The sequence below is a fragment of the Embleya sp. NBC_00888 genome (genome assembly GCF_045207655.1).
Classification (GTDB): Bacteria; Actinomycetota; Actinomycetes; order Streptomycetales; family Streptomycetaceae; genus Embleya.
This window is the reverse complement of the sequence record NZ_CP108784.1, coordinates 2,088,145-2,114,971: the sequence shown is the minus strand read 5'-3', so window position 1 is coordinate 2,114,971 and position 26,827 is coordinate 2,088,145. Positions and strand designations below refer to the sequence as shown.

Below are 26,827 nucleotides of genomic sequence, written 5' to 3'. Positions count from 1 at the left end.
CGGCCGTCCCGGCGCAGTGATCCCATTCGTCCCGATCGGGGAGTGAGCACCATGGGCAGTGGCAACTGGTCCACCAACGTCTACGACGCGGCACAGAGCTACAACGCGGCCGCCGGCCGCAGCGCGTTCCACTACGACCACGTCACCAAGCACAGCACGCCGCGCAGCGCCTGGAAGGCACACGCGGACCTGGACCCGACCCTGGCGGGCACGCGGGAGAGCCGGGACAGCGACGAGCACCCCACGTCGCTGGCCATCTCGGTGCTCTTCGACGTGACCGGCTCGATGTTGCGGGTCCCGCAGACCCTGCAGACCAAACTGCCCGAACTGTTCGGCCTGTTGCTGCGCAAGGGCTACGTGCAGGACCCGCAGATCATGTTCGGCGCGATAGGGGACGCGACGTGTGACCGAGTCCCGTTGCAGATCGGCCAGTTCGAGTCGGACAACCGGATGGACGACCAGCTCGGCAACATCCTCCTGGAGGGCGGGGGTGGTGGGCAAAAGCGCGAATCCTACGAGCTGGCGCTGTACTTCATGGCCCGGCACACCTCGATCGACTGTCACGAAAAGCGCGGCAAGCGCGGCTACCTGTTCGTGATCGGCGACGAGATGCCCTACCGCAAGGTGCGCCGGTCCGAGGTGAAGGAGTTCATCGGCGACGACCTCGCCGAGGACATCCCGATCGAGCGGATCCTGGCCGAACTCCAGCGGATGTACGAGGTCTACTACATCCTCCCGGCCGGATCGTCCTACGTGGGCGACACCGAGGTGCTGGGCGAGTGGAAGGGCCTGCTGCGGCAGAACGTGATCGAACTCGACGATCCGGACGGCGTGTGCGAGACGATCGCGCTGACCATCGGACTCGCCGAGGACGCGATCGACCTGGACGAGGGCCTGGACCACCTGCGCGAGGTGGGCGCCACGGCCCAGGTCGCCAACGTCTCCAAGGCGCTGGCGTCCTACGCCCGCGCCGGCGGCGGCGTGGCCGTCTCCGGCTCGCTGCCGGGCCTGGACGGCGACGGCACGGGCACCCCGCGTCTGTGACCCCACGTCATGTCGCGGTCGTCGACCTGGGGTTCGGCGACGCGGGCAAGGGCACCACGGTGGACCGGCTGTGCGCGCGAGCGCGCGAGGAGGGGCGGCCGGTCCACGCCGTGGTGCGCTTCAACGGCGGCGCGCAGGCCGCGCACAACGTGGTCACCGACGACGGGCGGCACCACACGTTCGCCCAGTTCGGCTCGGGCACCTTCACCCCGGGCACACGTACCCACCTGTCCCGGTTCATGCTGGTGGACCCGCTCGCGCTGGCGGCCGAGGCCGAGCACCTGCGCGCGCTCGGCGTGCCCGACCCGTTCGCGCTGCTCACCGCGGACCGGGAGGCGCTGCTGACCACGCCGTACCACGCGGCGGCCAACCGGGCCCGGGAGCTGGCCCGCGGGGCCGACCGGCACGGGTCGTGCGGGATGGGCGTGGGGGAGACCGCGGCGTTCGCGCTGGCCCACCCCGAGGCGGCGCCGCGGGTGGGGGACTGCGGCTCGCCGCGGCTGCTGCACCGCCGGCTGACCGCCGTACGGGACGCGCTGAGCGCCGAATTCGGGACACCGCTGGGGCCGGAGGTGGCGGCCTGCGCGGAGGCGTTCCTGGGCTTCGGGCGGGCGGTGCGGATGGTGGATCGCGCGTACGCGCGCGAGCTGCTGCGCGGCGGTCCGGTGGTCTTCGAGGGGGCGCAGGGCGTGCTGCTCGACGAGTGGCACGGGTTCCATCCGTACACGACGTGGTCGACCACGACGTTCGCGAACGCCGAGACGCTGGCCGCCGAGGCGGGTGAGCCGCTGTACCGGCTCGGCGTGCTGCGCACCTACACCACCCGGCACGGCGCGGGGCCGCTGCCCACCGAGGACGCGGCGCTGACCGCCGCGTTGCCGGACGCGCACAACGGGACCGGGCGCTGGCAGGGCGCGTTCCGGGTCGGCCACTTCGACGCGGTCGCGCATCGGTACGCGGTCGCGGTGTGCGGGGGCGTGCACGGGCTCGCGCTCACCCACGCGGACGTACCCGGGCGGGCGGCGGCGGTGGGCGTGGTCCGGTCGTACCGGGGTGTCGAGCCCCGCGTGGGTCCGGGCGGCGACCTCGCGCATGCCGAGCGGCTGACCGGGCACATGTTCGCCGCGCGACCGGTCGTGGAGCCGGGGCCGGCGTCCGCGGCGTGGCCGGAATTCGTCGCTGCCGAACTGGGCGCCCCGGTGACCTTGCTCTCGTTCGGACCGCGTACCGGTGACAAGCGCGAGGAGCCGGTACTAGGCTCCTATTACTCTCCGGTAACATAGCTGTCGGGGAGGTCCGCGGGAGGTCGAGTTCGGGTCGGTGGTCAGCGGCTTTACCGGAACCGCGTACTCTCGAAGCAGAAGTTGACGGACCGTCAGAACTGAATGTGCCCTGTGTCACGCGTGCGCCCCCGCGCGGGCGTGGCATCGTGGCGCGAAGATCGATGGATCTTGGGGCCGGAACCGTGGGCCTGTCGCCGACCCGGTCGACGGGCATGACACCCTCGGACCGGCACCTGGGTGACCGGACGACCACAGGAGAACTGTTGTGAAAATCGTTGTCTGCGTGAAGTACGTACCCGACGCGACCGGGGACCGGGGCTTCAACGACGATGGCACCACCGATCGCGAGTCGGTCGACTCCCTGCTGTCGGAGCTGGACGAGTACGCGATCGAGCAGGCTCTCAAGATCGTGGAGTCCGGCGTCGAGGCCGAGATCACGTACCTGACGGTCGGTCCGGACGATGCCAAGGACGCGCTGCGCAAGGCGCTGGCGATGGGCGGCGACAAGGCCATCCACGTCAACGACGACGACATCGCGGGCACCGACGCGCTGGGCACCTCGCTGATCCTGGCGAAGGCGATCGAGCACGCCGGCTTCGACCTGGTCCTGTGCGGCATGGCCTCCACCGACGCCTCGATGGGCGTCGTGCCGGCCATGCTGGCCGAGCGCCTGGGCGTCCCGCAGGTCACCTACCTGGACGAGATCGCGGTCGAGGGCGGCACCGTCAAGGGCCGTCGCGAGGGCGACGTCGCCACCGAGCGCATCGAGGCCGCGCTGCCCGCCGTCGCGTCGGTCACCGACCGCACCGGCGAAGCCCGTTACCCGTCCTTCAAGGGCATCATGGCGGCCAAGAAGAAGCCGCTGGAGTCGCTCGACCTGGACGACCTGGGCATCGAGTCGGACCAGGTCGGCCTGTCCGCCGCGTGGTCGATCGTGGACACCGCGACCAAGCGCCCGCCGCGCGCCAAGGGCGAGGTCGTCGAGGACGAGGGCGAGGGCGGCGTGCAGCTCGCCGCGTTCCTCGCCGCCAAGAAGTTCATCTGAGTCGGTCAGCAGCACCGGACTGTTTCGACACGTTTGTGGCGGTCGCTCCCGGAGCGGCCAAGCATCGCAACCCGGCCGGAGAAATCCGGGCTGTACCGGACAAGGAGAGAACCCCACATGGCCGAGATTCTCGTTCTCGTCGACCACGCCGACGGCGCGGTCCGCAAGCCGACCCTGGAACTGCTCACCCTGGCCCGCCGCCTCGGTGAGCCCGCGGCGGTCTTCCTGGGCAAGGGCGCCGAGGGCGCCACCGAGACGCTGGGCAAGTACGGCGCGCAGAAGGTCTACGTCGTGGACGCCCCCGAGGTCGACGACTTCCTCGTCGCCCCGGCCGTCGACGCGCTCACCCGGATCGCCGAGAGCGGCGAGCCGGGCGCGATCCTGGTCGCCTCCTCCGCCGACGGCCGCGAGATCGCGGCGCGCGTCGCGGTGCGCCTGGAGTCGGGCCTGATCACCGACGCCGTCGACGTCGAGGCCGGCGCCGACGGCCCGGTCACCGAGCAGTCGGTGTTCGCCGCGACCTACCAGGTCAAGGCGCACGTCACCAAGGGCACCCCGATCATCACCGTCAAGCCCAACGCCGCCACTCCGGAGGAGGCCCCGGCCACCCCCACCGTGGAGGCCGTGACGGTGGACTTCAGCGCCGCCGCCACCGGCACCAAGGTCGTCTCGCGCGCCCCGCGCGAGAAGTCCGACCGCCCGGAGCTGACCGAGGCCGACATCGTCGTCTCGGGTGGCCGCGGCGTCAACGGCGCGGAGAACTTCCACGTGATCGAGTCGGTCGCGGACGCGCTCGGCGCGGCCGTGGGCGCCTCGCGCGCGGCGGTGGACGCCGGTTGGTACCCGCACAGCCACCAGGTCGGCCAGACCGGCACCCAGGTCTCGCCGCAGCTCTACATCGCGGTGGGCATCTCCGGCGCGATCCAGCACCGCGCGGGCATGCAGACCTCGAAGACCATCGTGGCGATCAACAAGGACGAGGACGCGCCGATCTTCGACCTGGTCGACTACGGCGTGGTCGGCGACCTGTTCAAGGTGATGCCCCAACTCGAAGCCGAAATCAACAAGCGCAAGTAGCGTACGGGGGCGCCTTCCGGCCCCTTCGCGCGTGACGACCCCGCACCGGGACGCCCCCGGTCGCGGGGTCGATCCATACCTGCCGGGCCGGTATGGGCGCCGGCGATTTCCCGCCACCGGACGCTACTTGCCGGATGCCGGGCCGTACCACTGGAGTGGCTGCCCGGTAACGGCCGCAATGCAGTCGAAGTCTCGATCGCGGTGGAGGAGTGTCAGGCCCTGGAGTTCCGCCGTGGCCGCGACGACCAGATCCACGGCTCCGGCGCTGCGATGATGCCCCCGATCGGTGAGTTCGCCCTGGACCTGCCAGGCGCGGTCGTACGCCCGGTCGTCCACCGGAACCCAGCCGAACAGCAGCCGCATGTCCTCGATGCCCCGGGCCCGGTCCGCCGCCGTACGGGCGCTGAAGAAGAATTCGAGTTCGGTGATGGGGCAGGTCGCGATGAGGCCGGCCCCGGCGGCTTGGTCCCAGCCGAATTGCTCGGCGTCACTCCGCATGAATCGCGCGAGCGCGCTGGTGTCGATCAGGAATTGCGCGGCGCTCACCGACGGTAGTTTCGCTTGTCGTCGAGGACATCGAGGTCGAAGGCATCGGTGTCGGCCGCCGCACGCAACCGAGTGAGCGCGAGTGCACGCCGCCGATTGTCCAGGACTTCGCGGAGGGCGGTGTTGACCGTCTCCCGCTTCGTGCCGGTTCCCAAGGCCTGAGCCACGGCGGCGACCAGATCATCGTCGAGGTCGATCACGGTTCGAGCCATCGATGCACCTCCGTTGATATCATTTATTGCAGCAATGATATCCGATCTGGAATCCGGGTGTCGGCCAGTGCCGGTCGCGGGTTCGCCCCCGGGCCCTTGGCGGCCTCGTTGGTGGCGAAGCACAGCCGCCATTCGTTGAATATGTTCCGAAATCCAGGGTGGATCGAGGCTGCCCATCGGCGCCCGCGAGGTCGGGTCAGGTTCGGGAGCCGCCGGTGGTTTCGAGGGGGAGTGGGGGGAGCGGCGGGTTGGTGGGTGGCGGGGTGAGGGTGGTCGGGGGTGGCTTGGGGGTGCCGGTGAGGGTTGCCAGGCCGATGCCGATGAGGACGATCGCGGCGCCGAGGGATTCGAGCCGGCCGGGGCGTTCGCCGAGGATGGCCCAGGCGGTGAGGATGCCGACGATCGGGACGAGGAGGCCGTACGGGGCCACCGCGGAGGCGGAGCGGCGGCCCAGGAGGGCGAACCACAGGCCGTAGCCGAGCCAGGAGGACAGTACGACGGTGAAGGCCAGGCCGCCGACGCCGCTCCAGGAGGCGGAGGTGAGCGCGTCCAGGTCCCGGCCGGGGCCCTCCACCGTCAGCGACAGCGCCAGCAGCGGAAGCGGTGCGGCGAGCGCGGACCACACCACCAGGCCGGTGCCGCCCGGGATGCCCGCCTTCCGGGTGAGCATGTTGCCGAAGCCCCAGGACGCCCCCGCGCCGATCACCAGTACGAAGGGCCACAACGACGCGCCCTGGCCCCGCCCGAACGCGATCACGCCCATCCCGAGCGCGGCCACCGCGAGCGAGATCAGCCGGGTCCGGCCCGGGATCTCGCGCAGCATCACCACCGCGAACAGCACGGTGAACATCGCCTGGCACTGGATCACCACCGAGGACAACCCGGCCGGCATCCCCGCGTGCATCGCGCTGAACAGGAACGCGAACTGGCCCACGTTGACCGTGAGCCCGACCCCGATGATCAGCCACCAACTCGTCTTCGGCCGCTTGATGAACAACACCGCCGGAAACGCGACGAGGGTGAACCGCAGCGCGGCCAGCAGAAAGGGCGGGAAGTCGTCGAGGCTCGCGTCGATCGCGACGAAGTTCACTCCCCAGATCACGCTGACGAGCGCGGCCCACAGGGAATCGGTACGGGTCATGATCAGAAGTGTGTGGCCCGGCCATCCATCAGGTCCATCTACATTTTCCGGACTTCAATCGGTAGTTTTCCTTCATGGAACTCAAGCGACTGAACATTCTGCGCGCGCTCGACGAACACGGCACCGTCGCCGCCGCCGCGCAGTCGCTGCACCTGACCCCGTCCGCCGTCTCGCAGCAGTTGGCCGTGCTCGCCCGTGAGGCGGACGCGGTGCTGCTGGAGAAGCACGGTCGCGGCGTACGCCTGACCGCCTCGGCGCACGTGCTGCTCGGCCACGCCGACGCGATCGCGACCCGCCTTGAGCAGGCCCGTGCCGACCTCGCGGCGCAGCGCGACGGGCGGATCGGCCGGGCCCGGATCTCCGCATTCCCGTCCGGCATCTCGGGCCTGGTCGGGCCGGCGCTGGCCCGGCTCAAGGTGAGCCATCCGGGCTGGCGGTTCGAGGTGGTCCAGTACGAGACCGAGGAGGCGCTCCCGCTGCTGCCCGCCCGGGAACTGGACGTGGCGGTCGTGATGACGCACCCGGACATGCCCGCGCCCGACCATCCGCGGATCGAACTGCACCCGTTGTTGGACGAGCCGTTCGAGATCGCGCTGCCGAGCGGGCACCCGCTGGCCGAGCGGGCCGAGGTCTCCCTGGCGGCCGACCTCGCCGACGCCGACTGGATCATCACCGCGCCCGGGACCGCGTGCCACGGGCTGCTCCTGACGGCCTGCCATCAAGCCGGGTTCCAGCCCCGTCTGGTGCACACCTCGACCGACTTCGGCGCCCAACTGGCGCTGGTGGCGGCCGGTCTGGGCGTGACGATCATTCCCCGGCTGGCCCAGCCGGCGCTGCCGTCCGGCGTACTGCTGCGGCCGATCGCCGCGCCCGCGCCGCGCCGGCATCTGATGGCGGCGGTCCGTCGGGGATACGGCCCCTCGCCGCTGCTGAGCACGCTGCGGGCGGTCGGCGCGGAACTCGCGGCCCGGGACCGCGCGGGGGCCGGCCGGCCCTGAGGGCCCGGCCGCCCCCGGTCAACCCCGCGCGGCGGCCTCGGGTGTCTCGGCGGGATCCGGGTCCGGCGTGCCGGAAGGTTCCTGCGGTTCGTGCTTGCCGAAGTACGCGACGGCCACCGCGCCGGACACCGCGAGCACGAAGCCCAGCACGGCCATCCAGGCCAGCCCGTCCCGCGAGGTGTCGCCGAGCCACAGCACGCCCACCGCGCCCGGCACCACCGTCTCGCCGACCACGAGCGCCGCCGTCGCGCCGTTCACCGAGCCGATCTGCAACGCGATGGTGTGCAGGTACATCCCGCCGATGCCGCCGATCAGCACCGCGTACAGTGCCGGGTCGGCGGCCAGCTTGCCCAGGTCGAACGGGTCGACGCCGTCCAGGATCCGTACGCCGATGCCGAGTCCGCCGAAGCCGAGTCCGGAGAGCAGGCCCGCGACGATCGCGCCGTTGGCGCCGAGGAAGCGGACCAGCACGGTGCCGCCGACGATCACCACGAACGTGACGATCAGCACCCACCAGTGCGTGGCGCGCGGACTGTGCCCGTCGCCCTCGGGCCCGGCCGCGATGCCGAGCAGGACCAGCGCCCCGCACACCACCCCGATCGAGGTCCAGTCGGCCCGGTACAGCTTGATCTTGAGCAGCTTGATCCCGAGTACGGCGGTGATCACCAGGTTCGCGCTGATGATGGTCTGGGACAGGAACAGCGGGAGCAGCCGAGCGGCCAACGCGCCCAGCGCGAAGCCGACGAAGTCGAGCAGGGTCCCGACGATGAACTCCCACGTGACCGCGGCCTTGGCGGTCGAGGACAGGCTCGGACCGCCGTACCCGGTCACCTGGGCGGTGCCACCGCCCCGCTCCGCCCGCTTGGCCTCCTCCTCGCGCGCGGATCGCCGCGACCCGACCGCTTGCAGCACCGACCCGACGCCGTAACACGCGGAGGCCGCGACAGCGGTGACCAGTCCGACGATCACAGAAGACTCCCATGCACCAAGATTTCGGATGTACCGCGAGGACGGCTACGGACACCCTGCCGGCCACGCGGGGGTCCGACGCACGACCCTCGCGGCGGCCCGCCCGCGCGCGGCTCGATTCCGACCCTCGCGCGGCGCCCTCCCCGCCTCGTCTCGCCACGCCAACGATCGTGTCCCGTACCCGGTTTCCGATTCGGACCGGTGGATCACATCCCATACCTGCGGCGTAGGCGGACCGTACGCATCTCGGTTGACGACGAGCGACGCGCCGCCTCGGCAGAGGCATTCGGGGGAATCCCCTGCGCGCCTTGTGACGATTTGTAGACTTATGTCCGATCTTTCATGAATGCACAGGAAACCGAATGCCCGGATCCGCGCGACGGGCCTCGCGCTGTCCGGAGTCGTCACCCTCGGCGGTGTGATCCTCGTCTGCGTGTTCGCTGTCATGGGCTTCGCCAAGCCGCTGCCCGGCGGCCTTGGCCCCTGCATCCCAGGAACGTGTCCGGACACCTCGAATGTCGTACCCAACAACGACCCGATCCTTGGTCGAGACAACGGCATCAACATGTTCGTCGGCGGCGACTGGTCCGTACGCGGATCCGCCGCGGAGGCCGAGGGCAAGTTGGTCGCCCTCGGCAACTTCGACATGAACAAGACATCCCCACCGGGGTCCAGCGTCTACAACGTGGGCGTCGTGGGCGTCGGCACCCGGGTGCCCCCCGACAACGGAACGGACTTCCTCACCGTCGGCGGCAACCTCACGGTCGCGACCGGCCAGAGCCTCCTCGCCGAGGAGGGCACGGTGAACGGGGTGGTGCGCTACGCCGGCAGCTTCACCGGCGGCACCGTGTCGCCCCCTGCGGTCAAGGACGGTTCGGCGGCGGCGCCGTACGCCGGGCTGCGGCCCCAGTTGACCGACTCCTCGAGCTGCTACGCGTTCCCGGACGGGAGGCTTCGCGCCGCCACGGGCGCCGCCACGAACGTGGGCTTCGAGACGCTGTTCACCGGTGACGGTACGTCCGAGCTCCAGGTGTTCAACGTCGACTTCGACATGCTCAATCCCAATCCCATGACCAACGGCGACCAGGGCATCTCGTTCGTCGGCATCCCCCCGACCGCCACGGTCCTGGTCAACCTGACCGGGACGACCCGGGTGATCAGTTCCTCCAGCGTGGACATCCCCGCCGGGCTGCGCGAGCGGCTGCTGTGGAACTTCCCCGAGGCCACGTCGGTGACCATCAAGGGCTCTGCCCAGTTCCAGGGCAGCGTGCTGGTGGGCAACCCGGCGAGCACGACCACCGTGTCGGTGCCGGGGATGAACGGGCGGTTCTTCACCGCCGGTTCGTTGATCCACGAGTCGTCGTCGGGTTCCGAATTCCACCGGTACCCGTTCGACGGTGACCTGCCGGACTGCGGCGGGCCCACGTCGGCGTCGCCGTCCGCGTCGCCGTCGACCAGCCCGTCGGCCTCGCCGTCCACGTCTCCGTCCGCGTCCCCGTCCGCTTCGCCTTCGGCGAGCCCGTCGGCCTCCCCGTCGGCGAGTCCTTCGGCCAGCCCGAGCGCGAGCCCCTCGGCTTCGCCTTCGGCCAGTCCGTCGGCCTCCCCGTCTGCGTCTCCTTCGGCTTCGCCGTCCGCTTCGCCTTCGGCGAGCCCCTCGGCGAGCCCCTCGGCGAGCCCCTCGGCGAGCCCGTCGGCCAGTCCGTCGGCGAGCCCCTCGGCCAGTCCGTCGGCCTCCCCGTCGGTGTCGCCGTCCGCCTCGCCGTCGGCCAGCCCGTCCGGCTCCTCCTCGGCCTCGCCCTCCGCCAGCAAGTCGGCCGTACCCTCCGGTGCGCACACCAAGCCGCACGGCGGCGCCGGTGGTGGCCACGCCGGCGGCCCGGGCGGCGGCCACGGCGGTGACGGTGGCGGCGGTGGGATCGGCGGATCCGGTGGATCGCACCTCGCGCACAGCGGGATGCCCGGCAGTGCCGCGGTACTGCTCGGCGGCAGCGCGATCGCCATCGGCATCGGTGTGGCCCTGATGTTCGTCTACCGCTCGCGTGGTCGTAGCCGCGCGTAGTACCCATCCGACCCCGAACGGCCCTCGATCTCCTCGAAGATCGGGGGCCGTTCCCACCTCCGGCGGCCCTTCCCGTTCGCGGTGGTCGGTCTGCTCTCCGGCCGCCGCTGCCACCTCGGCCGCCGGTCCCGTTGCGACGGCCGTCGCCGAGGGCCGCTACCCGAGCCAGGCGCCCGCCGCGATCAGGAGTGCGCGGACGCCGGTCTCGATGGTCGGCTCGATCACCGGCGCGAAGTACGGCGAGTGGTTGGCCACCACCGGTCGGCTCGGACCGTCCGGACCGAAGTCGGCCGGGTCGTCGCCGCCGAACATCCAGAACACCGACGGCACGCCGGCCTCGGTCGCGAACAGGCCGAAGTCCTCGCTCGCGGACGCCGGGCCCATGATCCGGACCCGCTCCTCGCCCAACGCCGCCGCGTGCGCGGCCCGGACCCGCTCGGTCTCGGCCGCGTCGTTGACGGTGAGCGGAAAGTTGTGCGTCGTCTCGATCTCCGGTTCCCTCGGCGCGCCCGCCCCCTGCGCCTCGGCAACCGTCAACCGCTCGATCGCGGCCAACACCCGGGCCCGCACACCCTCGTCGAAGCTGCGTACGTTGACGCCCAGTTCCGCCTCGGCCGGGATGATGTTGTCCTTCGTACCGGCCTGCAACCGGCCCACCGTGACCACGGCCTGCTCCATCGGACCCACCGTCCGGGAGACCACCGTCTGCAACCGCATCACCAACGACGCGGCCATCACCACCGGGTCCACCGCGTGTTCGGGCTGCGACCCGTGTCCGCCCCGGCCGTGCAGCCGGATGGTGAGCGAGTCGGCGGCGGCCAGCACCGTGCCCGGGCAGTGCGCGAGCATCCCGGCCGGCCCGGGGGCCACGTGCTGGCCGAGCACCACGTCCGGACGGGGGAAACGCTCCAGCAGTCCGTCGTCGAGCATCGCCCGCGCGCCCCGGCCGATCTCCTCGGCCGGTTGGAACAGCGCGACCACCGTCCCGTGCCACGTGTCGAGGTGGGTCGCGAGCACCCGGCACGCACCCAGCAGGCAGGTCACGTGAACGTCGTGCCCGCACGCGTGCATCACCGGTACGCCGTCCGCGGTGGTGACCGTCGACGCGTAGTCGAGCCCGGTGGCCTCGCGGACCGGCAGCGCGTCCATGTCCGCGCGCATCCACACCGTGGGTCCGTCCCCGTTGCGCAGCACCGCGACCACGCCGGTGCCGCCGACGCCCCGGGTGACCGTCCAGGCCGCGTCGAGCCGTTCGGCGATCACGTTCGCGGTGCGGTGTTCGTGGAAGGAGAGTTCGGGGTGCGCGTGCAGGTCCCGGTAGAGCTCCGCGAGGCCGGGCGAAACCTCGTCCGGTCCGGTCGGCAGGTTCCCCATGGGGCAACTCCTTTCGCGACCCGCGCGCCGTGCGCGCGTCGTTCGACCGCGTGGTCGGACAAAGGATGTACGCGGCAACGGTCTCAACATACTGTGACCTCCGTAGCGGTCGTCGGAAGCGGTCGACAAGCATCGGAGGGGTCACATGAGCGGGATCTGCGAGGGACGCGTCGTCGTCGTGACGGGTGCGGGCAACGGCATCGGGCGGGCGCACGCGCTGGCGTTCGCGGCCGAGGGTGCCAAGGTCGTGGTGAACGACCTCGGCGGCGCGCGCGACGGCACGGGCGCGTCGGCGGGTCCGGCGCAGGCCGTGGTGGCGGAGATCGTCGCGGCGGGCGGCGAGGCGGTGGCCAACACCGACGACATCTCCGACTTCGCCGGCGCCGAGGCGCTGATCGGGCAGGCGATCGAGACCTATGGCCGGCTCGACGTCCTGGTCAACAACGCGGGCATCCTGCGCGACCGGATGCTGACCAACATGTCCGAGGCCGAGTGGGACGCGGTGATCAGGGTCCACCTCAAGGGCACCTTCGCGCCCGCGCACCACGCGGCGGCGTACTGGCGGGGGCTGGCCAAGGCGGGCGAGCACGTCGACGCCCGGATCATCAACACCAGTTCGCCGTCCGGCATCTTCGGCAACGTCGGCCAGACCAACTACGGCGCCGCCAAGGCCGGTATCGCGGGCTTCACCATCATCGCGGCGCAGGAACTGGGCCGCTACGGCGTCACGGTCAACGCGATCGCCCCCACCGCGCTCACCCGGCTGACCGAGGACCTGGCCGGCTTCGCCGACGAGGACGCCGCCGCGAAGCTCGCCGAACAACTCGCTCCCGAGCACATCGCCCCGCTCGTGGTCTGGCTCGGCAGCCCCGCCTCGGCCGGCGTCACCGGCCGGGTCTTCTCCGTCACCGGCAGCTCGATCAGCGTCGCCGAGGGCTGGTCCAACGGGCCCACGATCGACAAGGGCGCCCGCTGGACGCCCGCCGAACTCACCGAGGTGATCCCGGACCTGGTCGCCAAGGCCGCCGGCAACGCCGACATGAGCGGCACCCGCAAGTAACCCTCCCGAAGGTGCTTTGGTCCCTGGGCCGGCCGCCGCCGATCTCGCTTCGGGCGGCGGCCGTTGCCACGGCGAGGGCCACCGCACGAACGAAACCGCCGGCCGCGCCCCGGGGGAGTGGGGTGCGGCCGGCGGAGGTTGGGCGGTGGGCTACTTCGTGATGCCGAAGCGCTCCAGGCCGAAGGCCTTGATCGCGTTGGTGCGGAAGAGCTTGTCGCACTCGGCCTGGGTCAGACCCGCCTTCGTGGCGATGTCGAAGGCGACCTTGTGGGTGTTGGGGAAGGTCGAGTCGGCGTGCGGGTAGTCGACCTCGAAGCAGATCTGGTCGATGCCGATCACGTCGCGGTTCCGCAGGCCGATCTCGTCGTCGAAGATGCAGCCGTAGATCCGGTCCTGGATGTACGAGCTGGGCTTCTGGGTCAGCGACGAGCCGAACGCGTTGTCGTCGCGCTCCTCCCACAGCTTGTCCGCGCGCTCCATCACGTACGGCATCCAGCCGACCTGGCCCTCGGCGTAGGCGATCTTCATCTTCGGGAAGCGGTCGAAGACGCCGGAGAAGATGTAGTCGACCATCGAGCCCATGGCGTTCTGGAAGGTCAGCACCGAGGAGACGATGAACGGCGCGTCCGGCGACGTGGACGGCATCTTCGAGGACGACCCGATGTGCATACAGACGATGGTGTTCGTCTCCTCGCACGCCCGGAAGAACGGGTCCCAGAAGCGGTCCTTGTCGTGCACCGACGGCAGTCCCAGCGGAACCGGGTTCTCCGAGAAGGCGACCGCGAACGAGCCCTTCGCCGCGCACCGCCGCACCTCCGCGGCGGCCAGGTTCGCGTCCCACAGCGGGATGATCGTCATCGGCAGCAGGCGGCCCTTGCCGTCACCCGCGCACCACTCGTCGATCATCCAGTCGTTGTAGGCCTGCACGCACAGCAGCGCGAGTTCCTTGTCCTCGCGCTCGTAGAACGCCTGGCCGCAAAAGCGCGGCAGGATGTTCGGGAAGCACAGCGACGCGTCCACGTGGTTCGCGTCCATGTCCTTGAGCCGCTCGGACTGGATCCACGCGCCCGGCCGGATGTCGTCGAAGGTGACCGGCGTCACGTCCAGGGTGTCGAAGCCGACCGCGGCCGAGAGCTTGGGGAACGGGTAGACCAGGTCGTCGTAGAGCCACCAGTCACACCACTCGCCGTCCTCGACACCGCGCTCGTAGGAGAACACGCCGCCGATGAAGTTGAACTTCGCCTTGTCGCGCACCACGCGCGGGCCCCGGTCCTTGTACTTGGCGGGCAGTCGCGAGGTCCACAGGTCCGGGGGCTCGACCACGTGGTCGTCCACGGAGATGATGCGCGGGATCTCAAGCGTCATGGCCTGCTCCTAGGTGCACGTGCGATGGGCCTCGGTGGCGGCGGTGGCCCCGCTTGCGACGCGTGGACCCTGCGCTCTCCAGGAAACCTGCTGACGGGTCGTCAGCCAAGCCCCTGTTCTTGCTAACGTTATGCCGACACGGCATAGGTGGGTATCCATGGAACTGCGCGACCTGAGATGTTTCCTGGCCGTCGCCGAGGAACGGCACTTCGGCCGGGCCGCGGCACGGCTGTACCTGTCCCAACCGATGGTCAGCAAGGCGGTGCGCCGCCTGGAGCAGCAACTGGGCACCCGGCTGGTGGACCGATCCTCGCTGCCGGTGGCGCTCACGCCGCTGGGCGAGGTGTTCCGCAGTCGGCTCGACGAGTCGTTGCGGGTGCTCGACGACGCGTGCGCCGAGGTGCGTCGGCGGGCCAGCTGGGACGCCGATCAGGTGCGCGTGGGATATACCTCCGGCCTGGGCCCATCGCTGGTGTCCGCCGCGATCTCCGCGCTGCACATCCGCCACCCGGCCCTGCGCGTGCAGTGGACCAGCGAGCCGACCGCCCGTCAGGTGGCCGACGTGCGCGAGGGTGTCCTGGACGCGGGGCTGGGCTGGCTGCCGGACCTGGGCCCGGGCTTCGAGTCCGCGCGGGTCGGTACGTTCGCCTTCGTCGCGCTGCTCCCGCAGGAACACGCGCTCGCCGGGCGGTCGTCGGTGAACCTGACCGAGTTGGTCGGCAGCGGCGAGCCGGTCGTGGTGTGGCCGCGCCAACCGCATCCCCGGCTGTTCACCCGCGTCACCGAGGCGCTGCGGCGGTCGGGGGCGACCGAGATCGTCGAGGCGTACGGCAGCGTGGACGACGTGATCGCGCGCGTGGTGGATCGCCAGGGGGTGGGCCTGTCGCCGCGCGGATGGGCCCGGCAGCGTCCCGTGCGCGGGGTCGTCCAGGTCCCGCTGACGGGGGCGCCGGACGTGGCGGTGACCGCCTTCTGGCGGGCCGACGCGGAGCACGAGGGGGTCGGCGTGCTGGTCCAGCTCCTGCGCGAGGTGGCGGCGGCCAGCGACCTGGCCGACCAACTCTGAGCGGGCCGCGCACAGCATCCGCCCGCGCTGCCCGGCGACGCCGGCCCGCGGCCCGGTGACGCGTGCCCGCGTCCCGGCGGCGCGAGTGCGCCCCACGCGGCCGCACACCGCGTCCCGGCGCGCGGCCCCGATGGCGCGCGATCGTGCCCGAAGCGTTGGCGAGGCCCTTCACCGTCCCCAGTAAAGGGCCTCCCCTGGTCAACGGCGCGGCCCCGGCGCCGGTTCCCGTCGAGCCGGCCTCATTGCAACAGGCGCCCCAGCCGTCCCGGGAGGTTGGGCAGCCCGGGAATCCCCGGCGTGCCCTGCTGCCCGGCGGGCTGGTTGGCCGCCGCGGCCTGGGCCGGGATCAGATTCGGGTCGATGGAGATCTCCGAGGACTGCATCAGCACCGTGCCGCTGCCGACGAAGTCGTACTGGTGCTCCTCGCCGGACGCGCCGCCCAGACCGGTCAACCGCCGCGCCATGCCCAGCGCGCCGCGCATGTACTTGGTGTCGAAGTGGTGGCACGGCGTCGGGCAGTCCGCCCAGCCGAGCAGTGCCTCGGGGTCCACCCGGATCGGCGGCTCGACGAAGTGCACCGCGCCGTTGGAGGCGGCCACGAACTTGCCGGTGCCGATCAGGGTGACGAATCCCGGCACGATCGACTGCTTCAGGTCCAGGCCGGGCTGGAACGCGAGCAGGTTGGCCGCCCGGATGGTCAGGTTGCCCAGTTCCAGGTCGTACGAGTTGACGTCGAAGCCGCGGTCGGCGAGCAACAACTGGCCCTTGCCCTGCGCGACGATCCAGTCCTGGATGTACAGCGGCGAGTTGAAGTTCGCGGTGACCAACCGGTCGAGCGCGCCCACGCCCAGCGCCTCGAACTTGATCCGCCCGTAGTAGGCGATCATCTTGCCCTTCTGCACGAACCACTCGCCGTCGAGCGCCACGCAGAAGGCGTACGGATTGACGTTGTCGTCCTGCGGCAGCGTTCGTGCGTCGAACACCGCAGGGCCGGAACCGAGGGCGGTCACAACTTCTCCTCGCTCGCCTGGACGTAGACCGTGCCCGTGCCGGACAGTTCCAATTGGAACGCCTCGCCGGAACCGCGTCCGATCACATCGCGCCAACCCACGTTGGCGCCGATCCGATTGTCGATTTGGCCCCGGTGTGCCACATATGCCTGCGGGTCGACGTGGATCGAGCGGCCCGGCTGGACCGGCAACTCGATCACGCCGCCGTGCGCGAGCACCCCGCACCAGCCGTGGCCGGTCAGCGTCGTGGTGAACAGCCCCTGGCCGGTCACCTGGCCGCGGATCATGCCGCGCACGCCGCCCTGCGAGCCCATGAACATCGTGCCCTGCTGCAACGAGTCCTCGAAGACGAGCAGCCGGTCCGCCTCCACGTGCAGGGTGTCGCCGGTGATCTGGATCAGGTGCACGTGCCGGCCCGCGTGGCCGAACATCACCGTGCCGTCGCCCTCGGCCTTCATCAGCGGTACCGACTCGCCCGCCAGCCGCCGCCCGATCATCCCGCCGACGCCTTGGGCTCCGGTGGTGGTCGGGGTGAAGGAGACCTCGCCCCGGTAGGCCAACATCGCACCGCGCAGGCAGTACAGCGTCTGCCCCGGACGTACGGTGGCCTCGATCATCTTGGAGTTGACCTGGTCGAACGTCACGTCTGGCCCCCGATGGTCTGCCGCTCGGTGGGCTGTACGTAGACCAGCCCCTCGCCCTGGAAGCGCAACTGCACGCTCTCGCCGGATCCCTCACCGATGAAGGTGCGCCAGTTGACGTCCTTGACGAACTCCTTGCGCAGCTGCCCGGTGTGCGCGACATACGCCCCCGGGTCCACCGACAGCGGTTCGCTCTGCGACACCCGCAGTACGATCGCCGGCCCGTCGGAGGTGACCGCGACCGTGCCCTGACCGGACACGGTCGTGGTGAACAGGCCCTGGCCGCTGGTCGCGCCGCTCAGGCCGGTGAACTCGGTGCCGGTGCGCAGACTCTGGTCGACGGCGAGCAGATTGCTCGACTCGACGTGCAGCGTCTCGCCGGTCAGCTCGACGAGATTGATCTCGGTGGCCCGGTCGGCGAACCAACAGGTGCCCTCACCGCTCACCTCCATGAGGGTCATGCCCTCACCGGTGAGTCGACGGGTCACCATGCCGCGCAGGCCCTCACCCCCACCCGACAGTCGTTTGAAGGACATCCGTCCGTCATAGGCGATCATCGTCCCGTTCCGGGCCTTGACCGCCTCTCCGCTCATGCCCACCGCGAGAACTCGCGTGCCATGCATCACAAAGGTCGCCACGGTCCGGAAGCTAGCAGCGGGCCACCGGTCGCCGGAGGGTGGAAACCCCTCATCTTGCCGGGGTTTTACCAGCGGCGGGGCGATCGGCGGCGGCGGGACCGCGGGTGCGGGAGGAAGCGGTGGTGTCGCCGGGGCGACCGGGGGCAGCGGTCGGACGTCGTCGCCCGAACCGGCGGGCGGTGCGCCGGGCGACTCGATGGAGGACGCGGGCGGTGCCTGCCCGGCGGGTCCGGCCTGCCCGGCGGAGCCGGCCGGGAAGAGCCGGGAACTCCCCACATGTCGGCCGTTCGGCGTCGAGAATCGGTCATGTGACGGTCTGTCAGGTGCGCGGGGCGGCGATTCGGGCGGTGCGGCCACGCCGTTGCGTCGGCGCGGAGGGCCTCTTGTAGCTTGAGAGGGCAGCCGGCCGGATCCGGCGCGTCGGCAGGCCGCGGACCGCGAGGAGTGCACCACCATGACGATGTTCGCCTCGCCCGAGGACGCCCGCAGCCGGCTCAGCGCCGTCGACTACCTGACCGACCCCGGCATCGCGACCGCCGTCTTCCTGGCCGACGCGCTCGGCAAGCCGCTGCTGATCGAGGGGCCGGCGGGGGTCGGCAAGACCGAGCTGGCCAAGGCGGTCGCCGCGGCCGGCTCCGCCGAGCTGATCCGGTTGCAGTGCTACGAGGGCCTGGACGAGTCCCGGGCGCTGTACGAGTGGGACTACCGCAAACAACTGCTGCGCATCCAGGCGGGCGTGGACGGGTGGGACGAGGCCCGCGCCGGGATCTTCGCCGAGGAGTTCCTGCTGGCCCGGCCGCTGCTGACGGCGATCCGTCGGGACGAGCCGACCGTGCTGCTGATCGACGAGACGGACAAGGCGGACGTCGAGGTCGAGGGGCTGCTGCTGGAAGTGCTCTCCGACTTCCAGGTCACCATTCCCGAGCTGGGCACGATCACCGCCGCACGGCGCCCGTTCGTGGTGCTCACCTCGAACGCGACGCGCGAGCTGAGCGAGGCGCTCAAGCGGCGCTGCCTGTACCTGTACATCGACTACCCGACGCCGGAGCGCGAGCGGGACATCGTGCTCACCCGAGTGCCCGGCATCCGCGAACAACTCGCCGAACAGGTGGTGCGCACCGTCGCGTCGCTGCGCGCGCTGGAACTCAAGAAGGCGCCGTCCATCGCCGAAACCCTGGACTGGGCAAGGACGTTGATCGCGCTGGAGGCCGACGTGCTGGACGAGGAGGCGATCGCGCGCACGCTCGGCGTCGTGCTCAAGCACTCCTCCGACCACACCCGGGCCGCGAAGGAACTCGGCCTGCCCGGCATCGGCGGCTGATCGCCGATGTCCCTCCTGGACCGTCACACCGGCTTCGTCCGGGCGCTGCGCCACGGCGGATTGCCGGTGTCGCTCGCCGAAGGGCTGGACGCCGCCCGCGCGTTGACCGTGCTCGACCTCGAGGACCGGGAGACGCTGCGGGCCGCCTACGCCGCGTCGCTGGTCAAGCGGCACACCCACCGGGACGTCTTCGACACGCTCTTCGAGCTGTGGTTCCCGGTGGGCACGGCGGCGACGACCGAGGCCGATCCGATGGACGCGGCGCCCGAGGAACCGGCCGGCGCGGCGCGAGCCGGGGGAGATCCGGACGCCGCCGACGCCGAGGCCTTCCGCGACCGGCTGCGCGAACTCCTGCTCGGCGAGGACGACATCGCGCTGCGCCGGTTGGCCCGCGAGGCGGTCGGGCGGTTCGGCGCCTTCGACGGCCCTTCGGGGCCCTCGTGGTCCGCGAACACGGTCGGTCGCGCCCTGGACCCGCGAACGCTGATGGCGGGCCTGCTGCGCGCGGTGCTGGGCGGCGAACTCCCGGGCGGAGTGGCCGAACGCAACGCGCGACGGATGATCCAGACCCGGATGGACCGGCTGAACGGGCACGTCCTCGCCGACGTACGCCGTCGACTCGCCGAGGAGCGCGGTGTCGACCGGGTCGCCGAGACCGCGGTCAAGCCGGCGGTGGAGAACCTCGACATCCTGCGCGCGAGCCGGACCGACCTGATCGCGCTGCGCCGGGAGATCCAACCGCTCGCGCAGCGCCTGGCCACCCGGCTGACGATCCGTCAACGCGCGGGCCGGCACGGCCGTCTCGACTTCCGCCGCACGGTGCGCGCGTCGTTGTCCACGGGCGGCGTGCCGCTGACCACCCACCACCGGCCGCGCCGGCCGCACAAACCCGAACTGGTGGTGTTGTGCGACGCGAGCGAGTCGGTCGCCTCGTTCGCCCACTTCACCCTGATGCTCGCCTACGCGCTGCGTGAACAGTTCGCCCGGGTAAGGGCATTCGCGTTCATCGACACGGTGGACGAGGTGACCCGGTTCTTCGAGCGACCGGGCGGGGACGTCACGGAGGCGATGCGCCGACTGACCGCCGAGGCGAATCTGGTGCGGCTGAGCGGACACAGCGACTACGGACACGCGTTCCGAGTCTTCGTGGAGCGCTACGGCGACGTGATCGGGCCGAAGACCTCGTTGCTGATCCTGGGCGACGCGCGGAACAACTATCAGGACCCGGCCCTGGCCGCCATCGAGGCCATGGTGGCGCCGGCCCGGCACGCGTGGTGGCTCAATCCGGAACCGGAGCGCGACTGGGACACCGGCGACTCGATCGCGAGCGTGTACGGTCGGCGGATTTCCATGATCGAGTGTCGCAATCTGACGCAACTGGGCGCGTTCATCGGCGAGTTGGCCTGATCGCGAGCGGTCGACCGCGGCCCGGGGATGGCCGCGAAAGGTCGGCCGAAGGGCTCGATCGAACGTGTTCGTACATTCGGGGGAGTGCCTTGACGTGCCGACTTGACTACCTCTCGGCAAGCCGCGAGGGTACGTGCCGTGATCACGGCACACGTCGATGCCCCTGCTCCGCGAGGCGGGCGGGAGAGATGCCTCGACGGTCGCCGCCGGCTTTTGAGGATGGGTGACAAATGCGAGCTCAGGCCGACGCTCCCGCATGGCGCAAGAGTTCGAAGAGCGGCGGAGGCAACTGCCTCGAGGTCGCGATCCTCGACGGTGTACTCGTGCGCGACTCGAAGCAGTCGGCAAGCGATCCTCGGCTTCGATTCGCCGGAGCCCAGTGGGCTCTGTTCACGACGCTGACGGGTGCGGCCCGGGTATCCCGGTAGAACCCGCGGAGAGATGGTCGAGCGCTCGTCGAATCAGCTCCTCCGCCTCATCGAGATGGGCGATCTGTTCGAGGCGCCAGAAATCCTCCAGGTAATTCAACGGCGCCTCGACCTCCGAATTCTCCCGAATGGTCAGGTGCTTTTCCTCGGGACCCTCGACGGAGAGCACCAGACCGTCCTCGGGATCGCGGAACTCGAAGATCGTGTAGCCGAGATTCACGATCGAATTCAGTCCGGCGCTCAGCGGCGCGATCCGTACGAAGACCCGAGGGTATTCCCGGACCGTCAGCAGATGGCGCAACTGCTCGCACATCGCGGATACCCCGCCGACCGGGCGATACAGCACACCTTCGTCGATCACGAAGTTCAACAGCGGTTCGTCCTCGCCGTTGTGCAGGATCCGCTGCCGGTCCAGGCGCAGCCGGACCTGCTCGTCGACGTGCCGGCCCGGGCTGAGGTGTTCCAGGATCGCCCGCGCGTACGCCTCGGTCTGCAACAGGCCGGGGATGCGCAGCGGTTCGAAGTTGCGGATCAGCGTGGCCGAGGACTCGTAGCCCAGGAAGGTGAGCAGGGCCGGGGAGACGATCGTGCGATACGCACTCCACGGGGTGCGTCGCCGTGCGCCTCTGGCCAGGGCCAGGAGTTCGTCCCCCCGGGTGCGGTCGGTGATGCCGTACTGCTGGATCAGCGCCCGCAGATCGGTGACGGTCACCCCCACGCCGCCGGATTCGATGCGGATCACTTTCGAAAGCGACCATTCCAGGCGGGTCGCCACATCGCGTTGGGTCAATCCGGCCGCTTCGCGAAGTCGCCGCAGCTTGTCGCGTAAGCGCCGACGCAAAATCATCGGATCCTGACTCGTCGGCATCCATGCCCTCCCCGTGGTGGTCGAAAAGATCACCCATCGGCTTTCCGGTCGGCCATCTCGCGTCTGGCGAGGTGGCAGAAAGCCAACGCACGACCGACATATCGAGCTGTACTGCATGGGGATACCCCTCGGCAAGAGGCCCGGCACCCGAGGTCCCGCCACGAGTCGTGCCGAGCGGGAGATTCGGCCGGCCGCACGAACTCGCGGGCCTGGGGCCGAGGTGGCGGGTGGGTGCGGGGATGCGGGTGGGGCGCAAAGCGGGTGGGCCCGACCGGCCTTCGAGGAGGTCGTACATCCACCCGGTCGGTGCGAACGTGGCCGGTTTGTCGTCGCCCGATCGCCGGGTTCGATCTGTCAGGCTCGACCCCATGGACGCGAATCGGCTCGCCGTGGACTTCTGGGACAACGCCTACGCGGACGGGATGTACGCCGACGCCGGGCCCGATCCGTTCGTGGACCGTATCCTCGCGGTGGCCGCGCCGGGCACCTCGGGCGTCGAGATCGGCTGCGGCAACGGCCGCAACCTGATCCCGTTGACCGAGGCCGGCCTGCACCTGGTCGGCGTCGACCCCTCCCGCCCGGCACTGGAGCAACTGGCCGCCCGTGCCCCGGAGTCGACCCTGGTGCACGGCACCCAGGAGGATCTGCCGCCGGGTCGACGCTACGACCTGGTGATCGGCATCCAGGTGCACCAGCACGGCACCCGCGACGCCGCTCGCGAGCTGCTGCGCGGCTCGCTGGCCCGGGTCGCCCCCGGCGGCCTGTTCGCGCTGCGGACCGCCTCCGCCGACACCGAGGCGGTCGAGGCGCACGAGGTGCTGGACGTCACGAAGGACAGCGGCCGCACCTTCCGCTACCTGGAGGGCTTCAAGGCCGGCCTCGTCGTGCACTACTACGGCCGACTCGAACTGGAGTCCCTGCTCCGCGACTTCGAACCGGTACTGCCGCTGCGCGCGGAACACACCGAACGTCGCGAGCCACCGGCGGGCATCTGGGCGCACTGGGAGACGATCGTGCGAAGGCCGGCGTGACCCGGGCCCGATCGATCCCGGGCGGGCGAGGGCCGCTCTTGTGATGGTTGTCGACTTGGGCTAGAGATCATCCGGAGGCGACACTCGATCGATCGTGAAGGAGCCTGCCATGACGGTGACCACCGAGCGGCGCGGACGGGTGTTGGTCGTCTCGATCGAGCGGGAGGCCAAGCGCAACGCGATCGATCAGCGGGTGGCCGACGGGATCGAGGCGGCGCTCAACCTCCTCGAAGACGATCCGGACCTGTGGATCGGGGTATTGACCGGCACCCCGACGGTCTTCTCGGCCGGCACCGACCTGGCCGCCGGGCTGAGCCCCAAGGGTGAACGCGGCGGCGAGTACGGGGTGATCCGCAGGCGGCGGAGCAAGCCGTTGATCGCCGCCGTGGAGGGGTTCGCGCTGGGCGGCGGCTTCGAGATCGTGCTCGCGTGCGACCTGGTGGTGGCGTCGAGCACGGCGCGGTTCGGACTGCCCGAGGTCAAGCGCGGACTGATGGCGATCTGCGGCGGTACGTTCCGGGCACCCCGGGCGCTGCCGCTGAATCTGGCCAGGGAAATGCTCCTGGTCGGCGACCCGTTGCCCGCCGAGCGGCTGTACCAGGTGGGCGTGGTCAACCGGGTGACCGAGCCGGGCGAGGCGCTGGCGGGCGCCCTCGGGTTGGCCGAGCGGATCTGCACGAACGGCCCGGTCGCGGTGCGCGCGAGCCTGAAGGCGGTCGAGGACGTGGTCGCGGCCGACGACGAGCTGGGATGGAGCAGCACCGCGGAGGGGTTCGCGAGCATCACCACATCCGAGGACATGAAGGAAGGCGTCGCCGCGTTCCTGGGCAAGCGGGCCCCCGAGTGGACCGGCCGCTGAGCCTGGGCCCCGTCCCGCGCCTACGCCTCCACGTCCGCGGCCCGACCACCCGTCATCCGCAACAATTCGGCGTACGTGGTCGGGTACATGTGGTTGTGGTCGCCGGCCCCGGCCCAGACCACCTCGTGCTTGTCCAGCCAGGTGTCGACCAGGGTGCGGATCCGGAACGGGTGGCCGACCGGGGCCACGCCGCCGACCTCCTGGCCGGTGGCCGAGAGCACGAACTCCGGGTCGGCCCGGCGCAGTTTGCGGATGCCCAGGAGGCGGGAGACGACCCGGGTGTCCACCCGGTGCGCCCCACTCGTGATCACCAGCAGCGGTTGGCCGTCGGCGGAGAACACCAGGCTGTTCGCGATCGCGCCCACGTCGCAGCCCAGTACCTCGGCGGCTGCCGCCGCGGTCGGCACCGTCTCGGCGAATTCCCGAATCTCTCCCGTTGCGCCGAGCGAGCGCAGCGCCTCGGCGACCTTCTCGACCGGCGTATGCATGCGGTGAGACTAGCGCCGCGCCCGGCACCGGTACCCGTGCGCTGCTACCTTGACCGGCCATGACAGCCATTCGTCGGGTGCTTTTGATCAGTGGGTCGCTGCGGGCGCAGTCCACCAACTCCGCGCTGGTGCGGACCGCGCGGGCGGTCGCGCCGGAGGGGGTCGAGACGGTTGTCTTCGACGGGTTGCACGCGCTGCCGCACTTCAACCCGGACGAGGACCGCGAACCGCTGCCGCCCGCCGTGGTCGAGTTGCGGACCGCGATCGACACCGCCGACGCGGTGCTGTTCTCCACCCCCGAATACGCCGGCGCGTTGCCCGGCTCGTTCAAGAACCTGCTGGATTGGACCGTCGGCGGCGTCGAGACCAGCGACAAGCCGGTCGCCTGGATCAACGCCTCCACCAACCCGAACGGCGCGGCCAAGGCGCACGAGAGTCTGCGCACCGTGCTCGGCTACACCGGAGCCGACGTCGTCGAATCGGCCTGCGTACGCGTCGGCGTGGCCCGGGACGCGGTGGGCCCGGACGGCCTGATCGCCGACCCCGAGGTACGCGCGGGCATCACCGCGGCCTTGACCACCCTCACCCGCGCGCTTCCCCCGCGCGACTGACCGCCCCGGGCCGTGGCGCGGTCGGTTGCCCGGGCGCCGCGCGCCCGGGTGAGGACCGGCCGACCATCGCCGGAAGTGGCCTCCCGAACGGTGTTTCGCCGCTCTATGCTGACCCCGCCATCGAGACGGGGGTTACGCGTGCCTGTGATCGTGATCGCTCTGGGGATCGTCTTTCTGGTCGACATCCTGCGGGTGTGGTTGCCCTCGCTGATCACCGTGTACGGCGACGCCGGGGCCACTCCCGCCGAACAGCTGGGCCTGTTCGCGATCGCGTGGTTCGCGGTCGCCTTCGCGGTGGTGCCGCTGTGCCGTCGGGTCGGCGGGCGACCGGTCGCGGTCCTGGCCGGCGTGGCCATGGTGATGCTGCGGCTGTGGCTGCAGTTCACCGACGGCGGCGACGCGCAGCTCTACCTCGCGTGCCTGGCGCTGGTCGCCGCGCTGTGCTGGCTGATCGCGGTCGCGCACACCGGCTGGGACGCGAGCGTGGGCGTACCGGCCGGCCTGGCGGCGGCGGTCGCGCTGCACGCCGGGCTCGGCACCCTCGACCCGATGTGGCTGGAGGCCTGGCGCGGCTGGGCCGTACTGGGCACGCTCGCCGTGGTGTTCGTCGCCGCGCAGGTGTGGATCCAGGCCCCGGCCGTACCCGCGCCCGGTCCGGTGTTGTGGGCCGTGTTCGGTCCCGCGCTGTTCCTCACCGGCGTGTTGTTCGGCAACGTCGGCGTCGCACACGCCGCCGCCGGTGAACCACGCTGGGGTGTACCGGTGTTGGTGGCCGCATGGGCGCTCGCGGTGCCGGTGTCCCGACTGCGCGGGGTGTGGGTGCTGCCCGTGGGCCTGGTGCTGCTGATCGCCGGCGTGGTCGGCGCGGGCTACCTGGAGACGAGCGCGCACGATGGCGTCGTCGGCCTGGCCCCCACCGGCGCGGCCGGTTGGCAGGCGCTGGGCGTGCTCGGCCTGGGGCTGGTCCTGGGCGACGCCGCCGCGCGGACGCGGCCCGCGGTGCGCTGGGCGCCGGCCTGGAGCATGGTCGGCTTCGTCGGGCTGACCTTCCTGCACTACGCCCGCTACGACATCGAGATCGGCGTACTGGCTCGCGGGCGGGTGCTGCTCCTGGGGGTGCTCGCGCTCGCGGTGCCCGCCGGCCTCGCGGCGGTACGGGACCGGCGCACGCCCACCGCGTCCGAGCCCGAACCGGAGGCCGCGCCCGTGCCGGCGCGTGGTCGGGGCCGGACCGTGGCGCACGGCGGTGCCCGGTCCGACGTCCCGCTCGGCGGCCGGACCCGCGCCGGCCGGCCCGCGCAGCGGCCCGGCCACCGGCCCGGCGCACGTCCCGGCGCCAAGCCCGCGACCGGTCGCGCGGGCAGCCGACCGGGAGCGCCCGCCGTCGGCGGCCCCGCCGGACGCAAGGCGGATCGGCGTCGGGAACTCCCGCCGCCGCCGTCCCTGGCCGAGCGCGTGCACGCGCCACTCGCGCTGGCGACCGTGTTCCCCGTACTGATCGCCCTCGCCGCGTTCGGGCTGCGCCCGGGTGCCGGGTCGGCGCCGGTGCCGGACGTGGCGGCGGGGACGATGCGGGTGGTCACGTACAACATCCGCATGGGGTACGGCGTCGACGGGCGGTTCGACCCGGATCGCACGGCGGACACGATCCGGGCGCTGAAGCCGGACGTGCTGGTGCTCAACGAGGTGGACCGGGCCTGGTTCCTCAACGGCGGTCACGACGTGCTGACCCTGCTCGCGCGCCGGCTCGACCTGCCCTACCGGTTCGCGCCGGCGGCCGACCCGCAGTGGGGCGACGCGGTGCTGACCCGAAAGCCGATCCGACACCTGGAGTCGATCAAGTTGCCCGCCGGGGGTGCGCCGACCGGCGCGCAGGCGTTGGGCGTGGTGATCGAGGCGGCGCCCGGAAAGCTCGTCGGCGTCGTGTCCACCCATCTTCAGGACGCCGACGACAAGGTCCCGCAGGAGCAGGCGGAGCGGGCCGCGGCGTTCGCCGTGCGGCTGGGGGCGTCGGCGCCGGTGGTGGTGCTCGGCGACATGAACGCGACGATCGACAGCCCGCAGATGCGGGCGTTCACCGGGCGCGGACTCGTGGACGGCCTGGGCCGGGTGCGGCCGTTGCGGACCTATCCGGCGGATAAGCCGAAGCAGGAGATCGACCAGGTCCTGGTGGACCCGCGGTTGCGGGTCGCGGCCGTCGACGCGCCGCCGTCGACGGCGTCCGATCACCTTCCGGTCGCGGTGACGCTCGTGTATTGACCCGGATCGGGCGCGGGCGGAGTGGGC

General features: G+C 71.2%; 26 protein-coding genes. 15 read left to right on the top strand and 11 right to left on the bottom strand.

Annotated features, from left to right (window positions below; genetic code table 11):
- The first annotated feature begins 51 nt into the window (after positions 1-51).
- The 4 genes from OG948_RS08310 (at position 52) to OG948_RS08295 (ending at position 4,449) form a co-directional block, all read left to right on the top strand.
- Entirely contained in the window at positions 52-1,044 is a 993-nt protein-coding gene (locus OG948_RS08310; RefSeq protein WP_406295078.1) for a hypothetical protein, read from the top strand.
- Positions 1,041-2,327 (top strand): adenylosuccinate synthetase, encoded by a 1,287-nt coding sequence (locus tag OG948_RS08305; protein ID WP_406295076.1) that lies wholly within the window; start codon positions 1,041-1,043, stop codon positions 2,325-2,327. The genes OG948_RS08310 and OG948_RS08305 overlap by 4 nt, the downstream gene beginning before the upstream one ends.
- A 283-nt stretch (positions 2,328-2,610) precedes the next feature.
- On the top strand, positions 2,611-3,372 hold the full coding sequence (locus OG948_RS08300) for an electron transfer flavoprotein subunit beta/FixA family protein (protein WP_395868949.1): 762 nt from the start codon (positions 2,611-2,613) through the stop codon (positions 3,370-3,372).
- Between the two features lie 117 nt (positions 3,373-3,489).
- The gene (locus OG948_RS08295; RefSeq protein WP_406295073.1) at positions 3,490-4,449 is read left to right on the top strand and encodes an electron transfer flavoprotein subunit alpha/FixB family protein; all 960 of its coding nucleotides are present in this window, start codon (positions 3,490-3,492) and stop codon (positions 4,447-4,449) included.
- Between the two features lie 123 nt (positions 4,450-4,572).
- Here the strand turns inward: OG948_RS08295 and OG948_RS08290 are convergent, their stop codons facing one another.
- The 3 genes from OG948_RS08290 to OG948_RS08280 all read right to left on the bottom strand — a co-directional run bounded on the left by OG948_RS08290 (position 4,573) and on the right by OG948_RS08280 (position 6,348).
- Positions 4,573-4,995 carry a PIN domain nuclease gene (locus OG948_RS08290; protein ID WP_406295071.1) on the bottom strand — a complete coding sequence of 141 codons (423 nt, stop codon included), beginning with the start codon at positions 4,993-4,995 and terminating at the stop codon, positions 4,573-4,575.
- Positions 4,992-5,207: a type II toxin-antitoxin system VapB family antitoxin gene (locus OG948_RS08285; RefSeq protein ID WP_406295069.1), complete on the bottom strand. Its 216-nt coding sequence runs from the start codon at positions 5,205-5,207 to the stop codon at positions 4,992-4,994. The genes OG948_RS08290 and OG948_RS08285 overlap by 4 nt, the downstream gene beginning before the upstream one ends.
- 196 nt (positions 5,208-5,403) lie before the next feature.
- Complete coding sequence (locus tag OG948_RS08280; protein WP_406295067.1) at positions 5,404-6,348, bottom strand: EamA family transporter; 945 nt, start codon at positions 6,346-6,348, stop codon at positions 5,404-5,406.
- Positions 6,349-6,422: 74 nt separating this feature from the next.
- Here OG948_RS08280 and OG948_RS08275 point away from each other — a divergent pair, with 74 nt between their 5' ends.
- Positions 6,423-7,346, top strand: a complete 924-nt coding sequence (locus OG948_RS08275; protein ID WP_406295065.1) for a LysR family transcriptional regulator — start codon at positions 6,423-6,425, stop codon at positions 7,344-7,346.
- A gap of 18 nt (positions 7,347-7,364) precedes the next feature.
- On the opposite strand, the gene OG948_RS08270 is transcribed toward OG948_RS08275, so the two are convergent.
- Positions 7,365-8,315 (bottom strand): hypothetical protein, encoded by a 951-nt coding sequence (locus tag OG948_RS08270; protein ID WP_406295063.1) that lies wholly within the window; start codon positions 8,313-8,315, stop codon positions 7,365-7,367.
- A 346-nt stretch (positions 8,316-8,661) separates the two neighbouring features.
- Between OG948_RS08270 and OG948_RS08265 the strand changes: the two genes are divergently transcribed.
- Entirely contained in the window at positions 8,662-10,374 is a 1,713-nt protein-coding gene (locus tag OG948_RS08265) for a choice-of-anchor A family protein (protein WP_406295062.1), read from the top strand.
- A gap of 156 nt (positions 10,375-10,530) precedes the next feature.
- On the opposite strand, the gene OG948_RS08260 is transcribed toward OG948_RS08265, so the two are convergent.
- Entirely contained in the window at positions 10,531-11,748 is a 1,218-nt protein-coding gene (locus tag OG948_RS08260; RefSeq protein WP_406295060.1) for an amidohydrolase, read from the bottom strand.
- Between the two features lie 145 nt (positions 11,749-11,893).
- Between OG948_RS08260 and OG948_RS08255 the strand changes: the two genes are divergently transcribed.
- Complete coding sequence (locus tag OG948_RS08255; protein ID WP_406295058.1) at positions 11,894-12,808, top strand: SDR family oxidoreductase; 915 nt, start codon at positions 11,894-11,896, stop codon at positions 12,806-12,808.
- Positions 12,809-12,958: 150 nt separating this feature from the next.
- Here OG948_RS08255 and OG948_RS08250 read toward each other — a convergent pair whose 3' ends face one another.
- A complete protein-coding gene (locus tag OG948_RS08250; RefSeq protein WP_020551241.1) occupies positions 12,959-14,173 on the bottom strand; it encodes an amidohydrolase family protein in 1,215 nt (404 codons plus the stop codon).
- A gap of 157 nt (positions 14,174-14,330) precedes the next feature.
- Between OG948_RS08250 and OG948_RS08245 the strand changes: the two genes are divergently transcribed.
- Positions 14,331-15,239, top strand: a complete 909-nt coding sequence (locus OG948_RS08245; RefSeq protein ID WP_406295056.1) for a LysR family transcriptional regulator — start codon at positions 14,331-14,333, stop codon at positions 15,237-15,239.
- 239 nt (positions 15,240-15,478) lie between these two features.
- On the opposite strand, the gene OG948_RS08240 is transcribed toward OG948_RS08245, so the two are convergent.
- The 3 genes from OG948_RS08240 to OG948_RS08230 are packed head-to-tail and all read right to left on the bottom strand — an operon-like array spanning position 15,479 to position 17,513.
- Positions 15,479-16,249: an AIM24 family protein gene (locus OG948_RS08240; protein ID WP_406295055.1), complete on the bottom strand. Its 771-nt coding sequence runs from the start codon at positions 16,247-16,249 to the stop codon at positions 15,479-15,481.
- Positions 16,246-16,866, bottom strand: coding sequence for an AIM24 family protein (locus tag OG948_RS08235; protein ID WP_406300206.1), 621 nt, complete (start codon positions 16,864-16,866; stop codon positions 16,246-16,248). The genes OG948_RS08240 and OG948_RS08235 overlap by 4 nt, the downstream gene beginning before the upstream one ends.
- A gap of 23 nt (positions 16,867-16,889) precedes the next feature.
- The gene (locus tag OG948_RS08230; protein WP_406300205.1) at positions 16,890-17,513 is read right to left on the bottom strand and encodes an AIM24 family protein; all 624 of its coding nucleotides are present in this window, start codon (positions 17,511-17,513) and stop codon (positions 16,890-16,892) included.
- Between the two features lie 475 nt (positions 17,514-17,988).
- Here OG948_RS08230 and OG948_RS08225 point away from each other — a divergent pair, with 475 nt between their 5' ends.
- The 3 genes from OG948_RS08225 (at position 17,989) to OG948_RS08215 (ending at position 20,684) form a co-directional block, all read left to right on the top strand.
- Positions 17,989-18,849, top strand: coding sequence for an AAA family ATPase (locus OG948_RS08225; protein WP_406300204.1), 861 nt, complete (start codon positions 17,989-17,991; stop codon positions 18,847-18,849).
- Between the two features lie 6 nt (positions 18,850-18,855).
- Positions 18,856-20,256, top strand: a complete 1,401-nt coding sequence (locus tag OG948_RS08220; RefSeq protein WP_406295053.1) for a vWA domain-containing protein — start codon at positions 18,856-18,858, stop codon at positions 20,254-20,256.
- Between the two features lie 230 nt (positions 20,257-20,486).
- Positions 20,487-20,684 (top strand): DUF397 domain-containing protein, encoded by a 198-nt coding sequence (locus tag OG948_RS08215; RefSeq protein WP_406295051.1) that lies wholly within the window; start codon positions 20,487-20,489, stop codon positions 20,682-20,684.
- Here OG948_RS08215 and OG948_RS08210 read toward each other — a convergent pair.
- Positions 20,647-21,531, bottom strand: a complete 885-nt coding sequence (locus OG948_RS08210) for a helix-turn-helix domain-containing protein (protein ID WP_406300203.1) — start codon at positions 21,529-21,531, stop codon at positions 20,647-20,649. The genes OG948_RS08215 and OG948_RS08210 overlap by 38 nt on opposite strands.
- A 389-nt stretch (positions 21,532-21,920) precedes the next feature.
- On the opposite strand from OG948_RS08210, the gene OG948_RS08205 reads away from it, so the two are divergent.
- Both OG948_RS08205 and OG948_RS08200 read left to right on the top strand, forming a co-directional pair.
- Entirely contained in the window at positions 21,921-22,583 is a 663-nt protein-coding gene (locus tag OG948_RS08205) for a class I SAM-dependent methyltransferase (protein ID WP_406295050.1), read from the top strand.
- A gap of 109 nt (positions 22,584-22,692) precedes the next feature.
- A complete protein-coding gene (locus tag OG948_RS08200; RefSeq protein ID WP_406295048.1) occupies positions 22,693-23,442 on the top strand; it encodes an enoyl-CoA hydratase-related protein in 750 nt (249 codons plus the stop codon).
- Positions 23,443-23,462: 20 nt separating this feature from the next.
- Here OG948_RS08200 and OG948_RS08195 read toward each other — a convergent pair whose 3' ends face one another.
- The gene (locus OG948_RS08195; protein ID WP_406295047.1) at positions 23,463-23,930 is read right to left on the bottom strand and encodes a YbaK/EbsC family protein; all 468 of its coding nucleotides are present in this window, start codon (positions 23,928-23,930) and stop codon (positions 23,463-23,465) included.
- 59 nt (positions 23,931-23,989) lie between these two features.
- On the opposite strand from OG948_RS08195, the gene OG948_RS08190 reads away from it, so the two are divergent.
- Positions 23,990-24,541: an NADPH-dependent FMN reductase gene (locus OG948_RS08190; protein ID WP_406295046.1), complete on the top strand. Its 552-nt coding sequence runs from the start codon at positions 23,990-23,992 to the stop codon at positions 24,539-24,541.
- Positions 24,542-24,679: 138 nt separating this feature from the next.
- Positions 24,680-26,800: an endonuclease/exonuclease/phosphatase family protein gene (locus OG948_RS08185; protein WP_406295045.1), complete on the top strand. Its 2,121-nt coding sequence runs from the start codon at positions 24,680-24,682 to the stop codon at positions 26,798-26,800.
- Positions 26,801-26,827: the final 27 nt, after the last annotated feature.

Coding starts and splice junctions, on each gene's coding strand:
- OG948_RS08190 (WP_406295046.1), top strand. CDS start 23,990: ATGACAGCCATTCGTCGGGTGCTTTTGATCAGTGGGTCGCTGCGGGCG.
- OG948_RS08280 (WP_406295067.1), bottom strand. CDS start 6,348: ATGACCCGTACCGATTCCCTGTGGGCCGCGCTCGTCAGCGTGATCTGG.
- OG948_RS08215 (WP_406295051.1), top strand. CDS start 20,487: ATGCGAGCTCAGGCCGACGCTCCCGCATGGCGCAAGAGTTCGAAGAGC.
- OG948_RS08220 (WP_406295053.1), top strand. CDS start 18,856: ATGTCCCTCCTGGACCGTCACACCGGCTTCGTCCGGGCGCTGCGCCAC.
- OG948_RS08235 (WP_406300206.1), bottom strand. CDS start 16,866: ATGATCGAGGCCACCGTACGTCCGGGGCAGACGCTGTACTGCCTGCGC.
- OG948_RS08310 (WP_406295078.1), top strand. CDS start 52: ATGGGCAGTGGCAACTGGTCCACCAACGTCTACGACGCGGCACAGAGC.
- OG948_RS08255 (WP_406295058.1), top strand. CDS start 11,894: ATGAGCGGGATCTGCGAGGGACGCGTCGTCGTCGTGACGGGTGCGGGC.
- OG948_RS08295 (WP_406295073.1), top strand. CDS start 3,490: ATGGCCGAGATTCTCGTTCTCGTCGACCACGCCGACGGCGCGGTCCGC.
- OG948_RS08250 (WP_020551241.1), bottom strand. CDS start 14,173: ATGACGCTTGAGATCCCGCGCATCATCTCCGTGGACGACCACGTGGTC.
- OG948_RS08225 (WP_406300204.1), top strand. CDS start 17,989: ATGTTCGCCTCGCCCGAGGACGCCCGCAGCCGGCTCAGCGCCGTCGAC.
- OG948_RS08275 (WP_406295065.1), top strand. CDS start 6,423: ATGGAACTCAAGCGACTGAACATTCTGCGCGCGCTCGACGAACACGGC.
- OG948_RS08260 (WP_406295060.1), bottom strand. CDS start 11,748: ATGGGGAACCTGCCGACCGGACCGGACGAGGTTTCGCCCGGCCTCGCG.
- OG948_RS08210 (WP_406300203.1), bottom strand. CDS start 21,531: ATGATTTTGCGTCGGCGCTTACGCGACAAGCTGCGGCGACTTCGCGAA.
- OG948_RS08195 (WP_406295047.1), bottom strand. CDS start 23,930: ATGCATACGCCGGTCGAGAAGGTCGCCGAGGCGCTGCGCTCGCTCGGC.
- OG948_RS08265 (WP_406295062.1), top strand. CDS start 8,662: ATGCACAGGAAACCGAATGCCCGGATCCGCGCGACGGGCCTCGCGCTG.
- OG948_RS08205 (WP_406295050.1), top strand. CDS start 21,921: ATGGACGCGAATCGGCTCGCCGTGGACTTCTGGGACAACGCCTACGCG.
- OG948_RS08200 (WP_406295048.1), top strand. CDS start 22,693: ATGACGGTGACCACCGAGCGGCGCGGACGGGTGTTGGTCGTCTCGATC.
- OG948_RS08245 (WP_406295056.1), top strand. CDS start 14,331: ATGGAACTGCGCGACCTGAGATGTTTCCTGGCCGTCGCCGAGGAACGG.
- OG948_RS08230 (WP_406300205.1), bottom strand. CDS start 17,513: ATGCATGGCACGCGAGTTCTCGCGGTGGGCATGAGCGGAGAGGCGGTC.
- OG948_RS08285 (WP_406295069.1), bottom strand. CDS start 5,207: ATGGCTCGAACCGTGATCGACCTCGACGATGATCTGGTCGCCGCCGTG.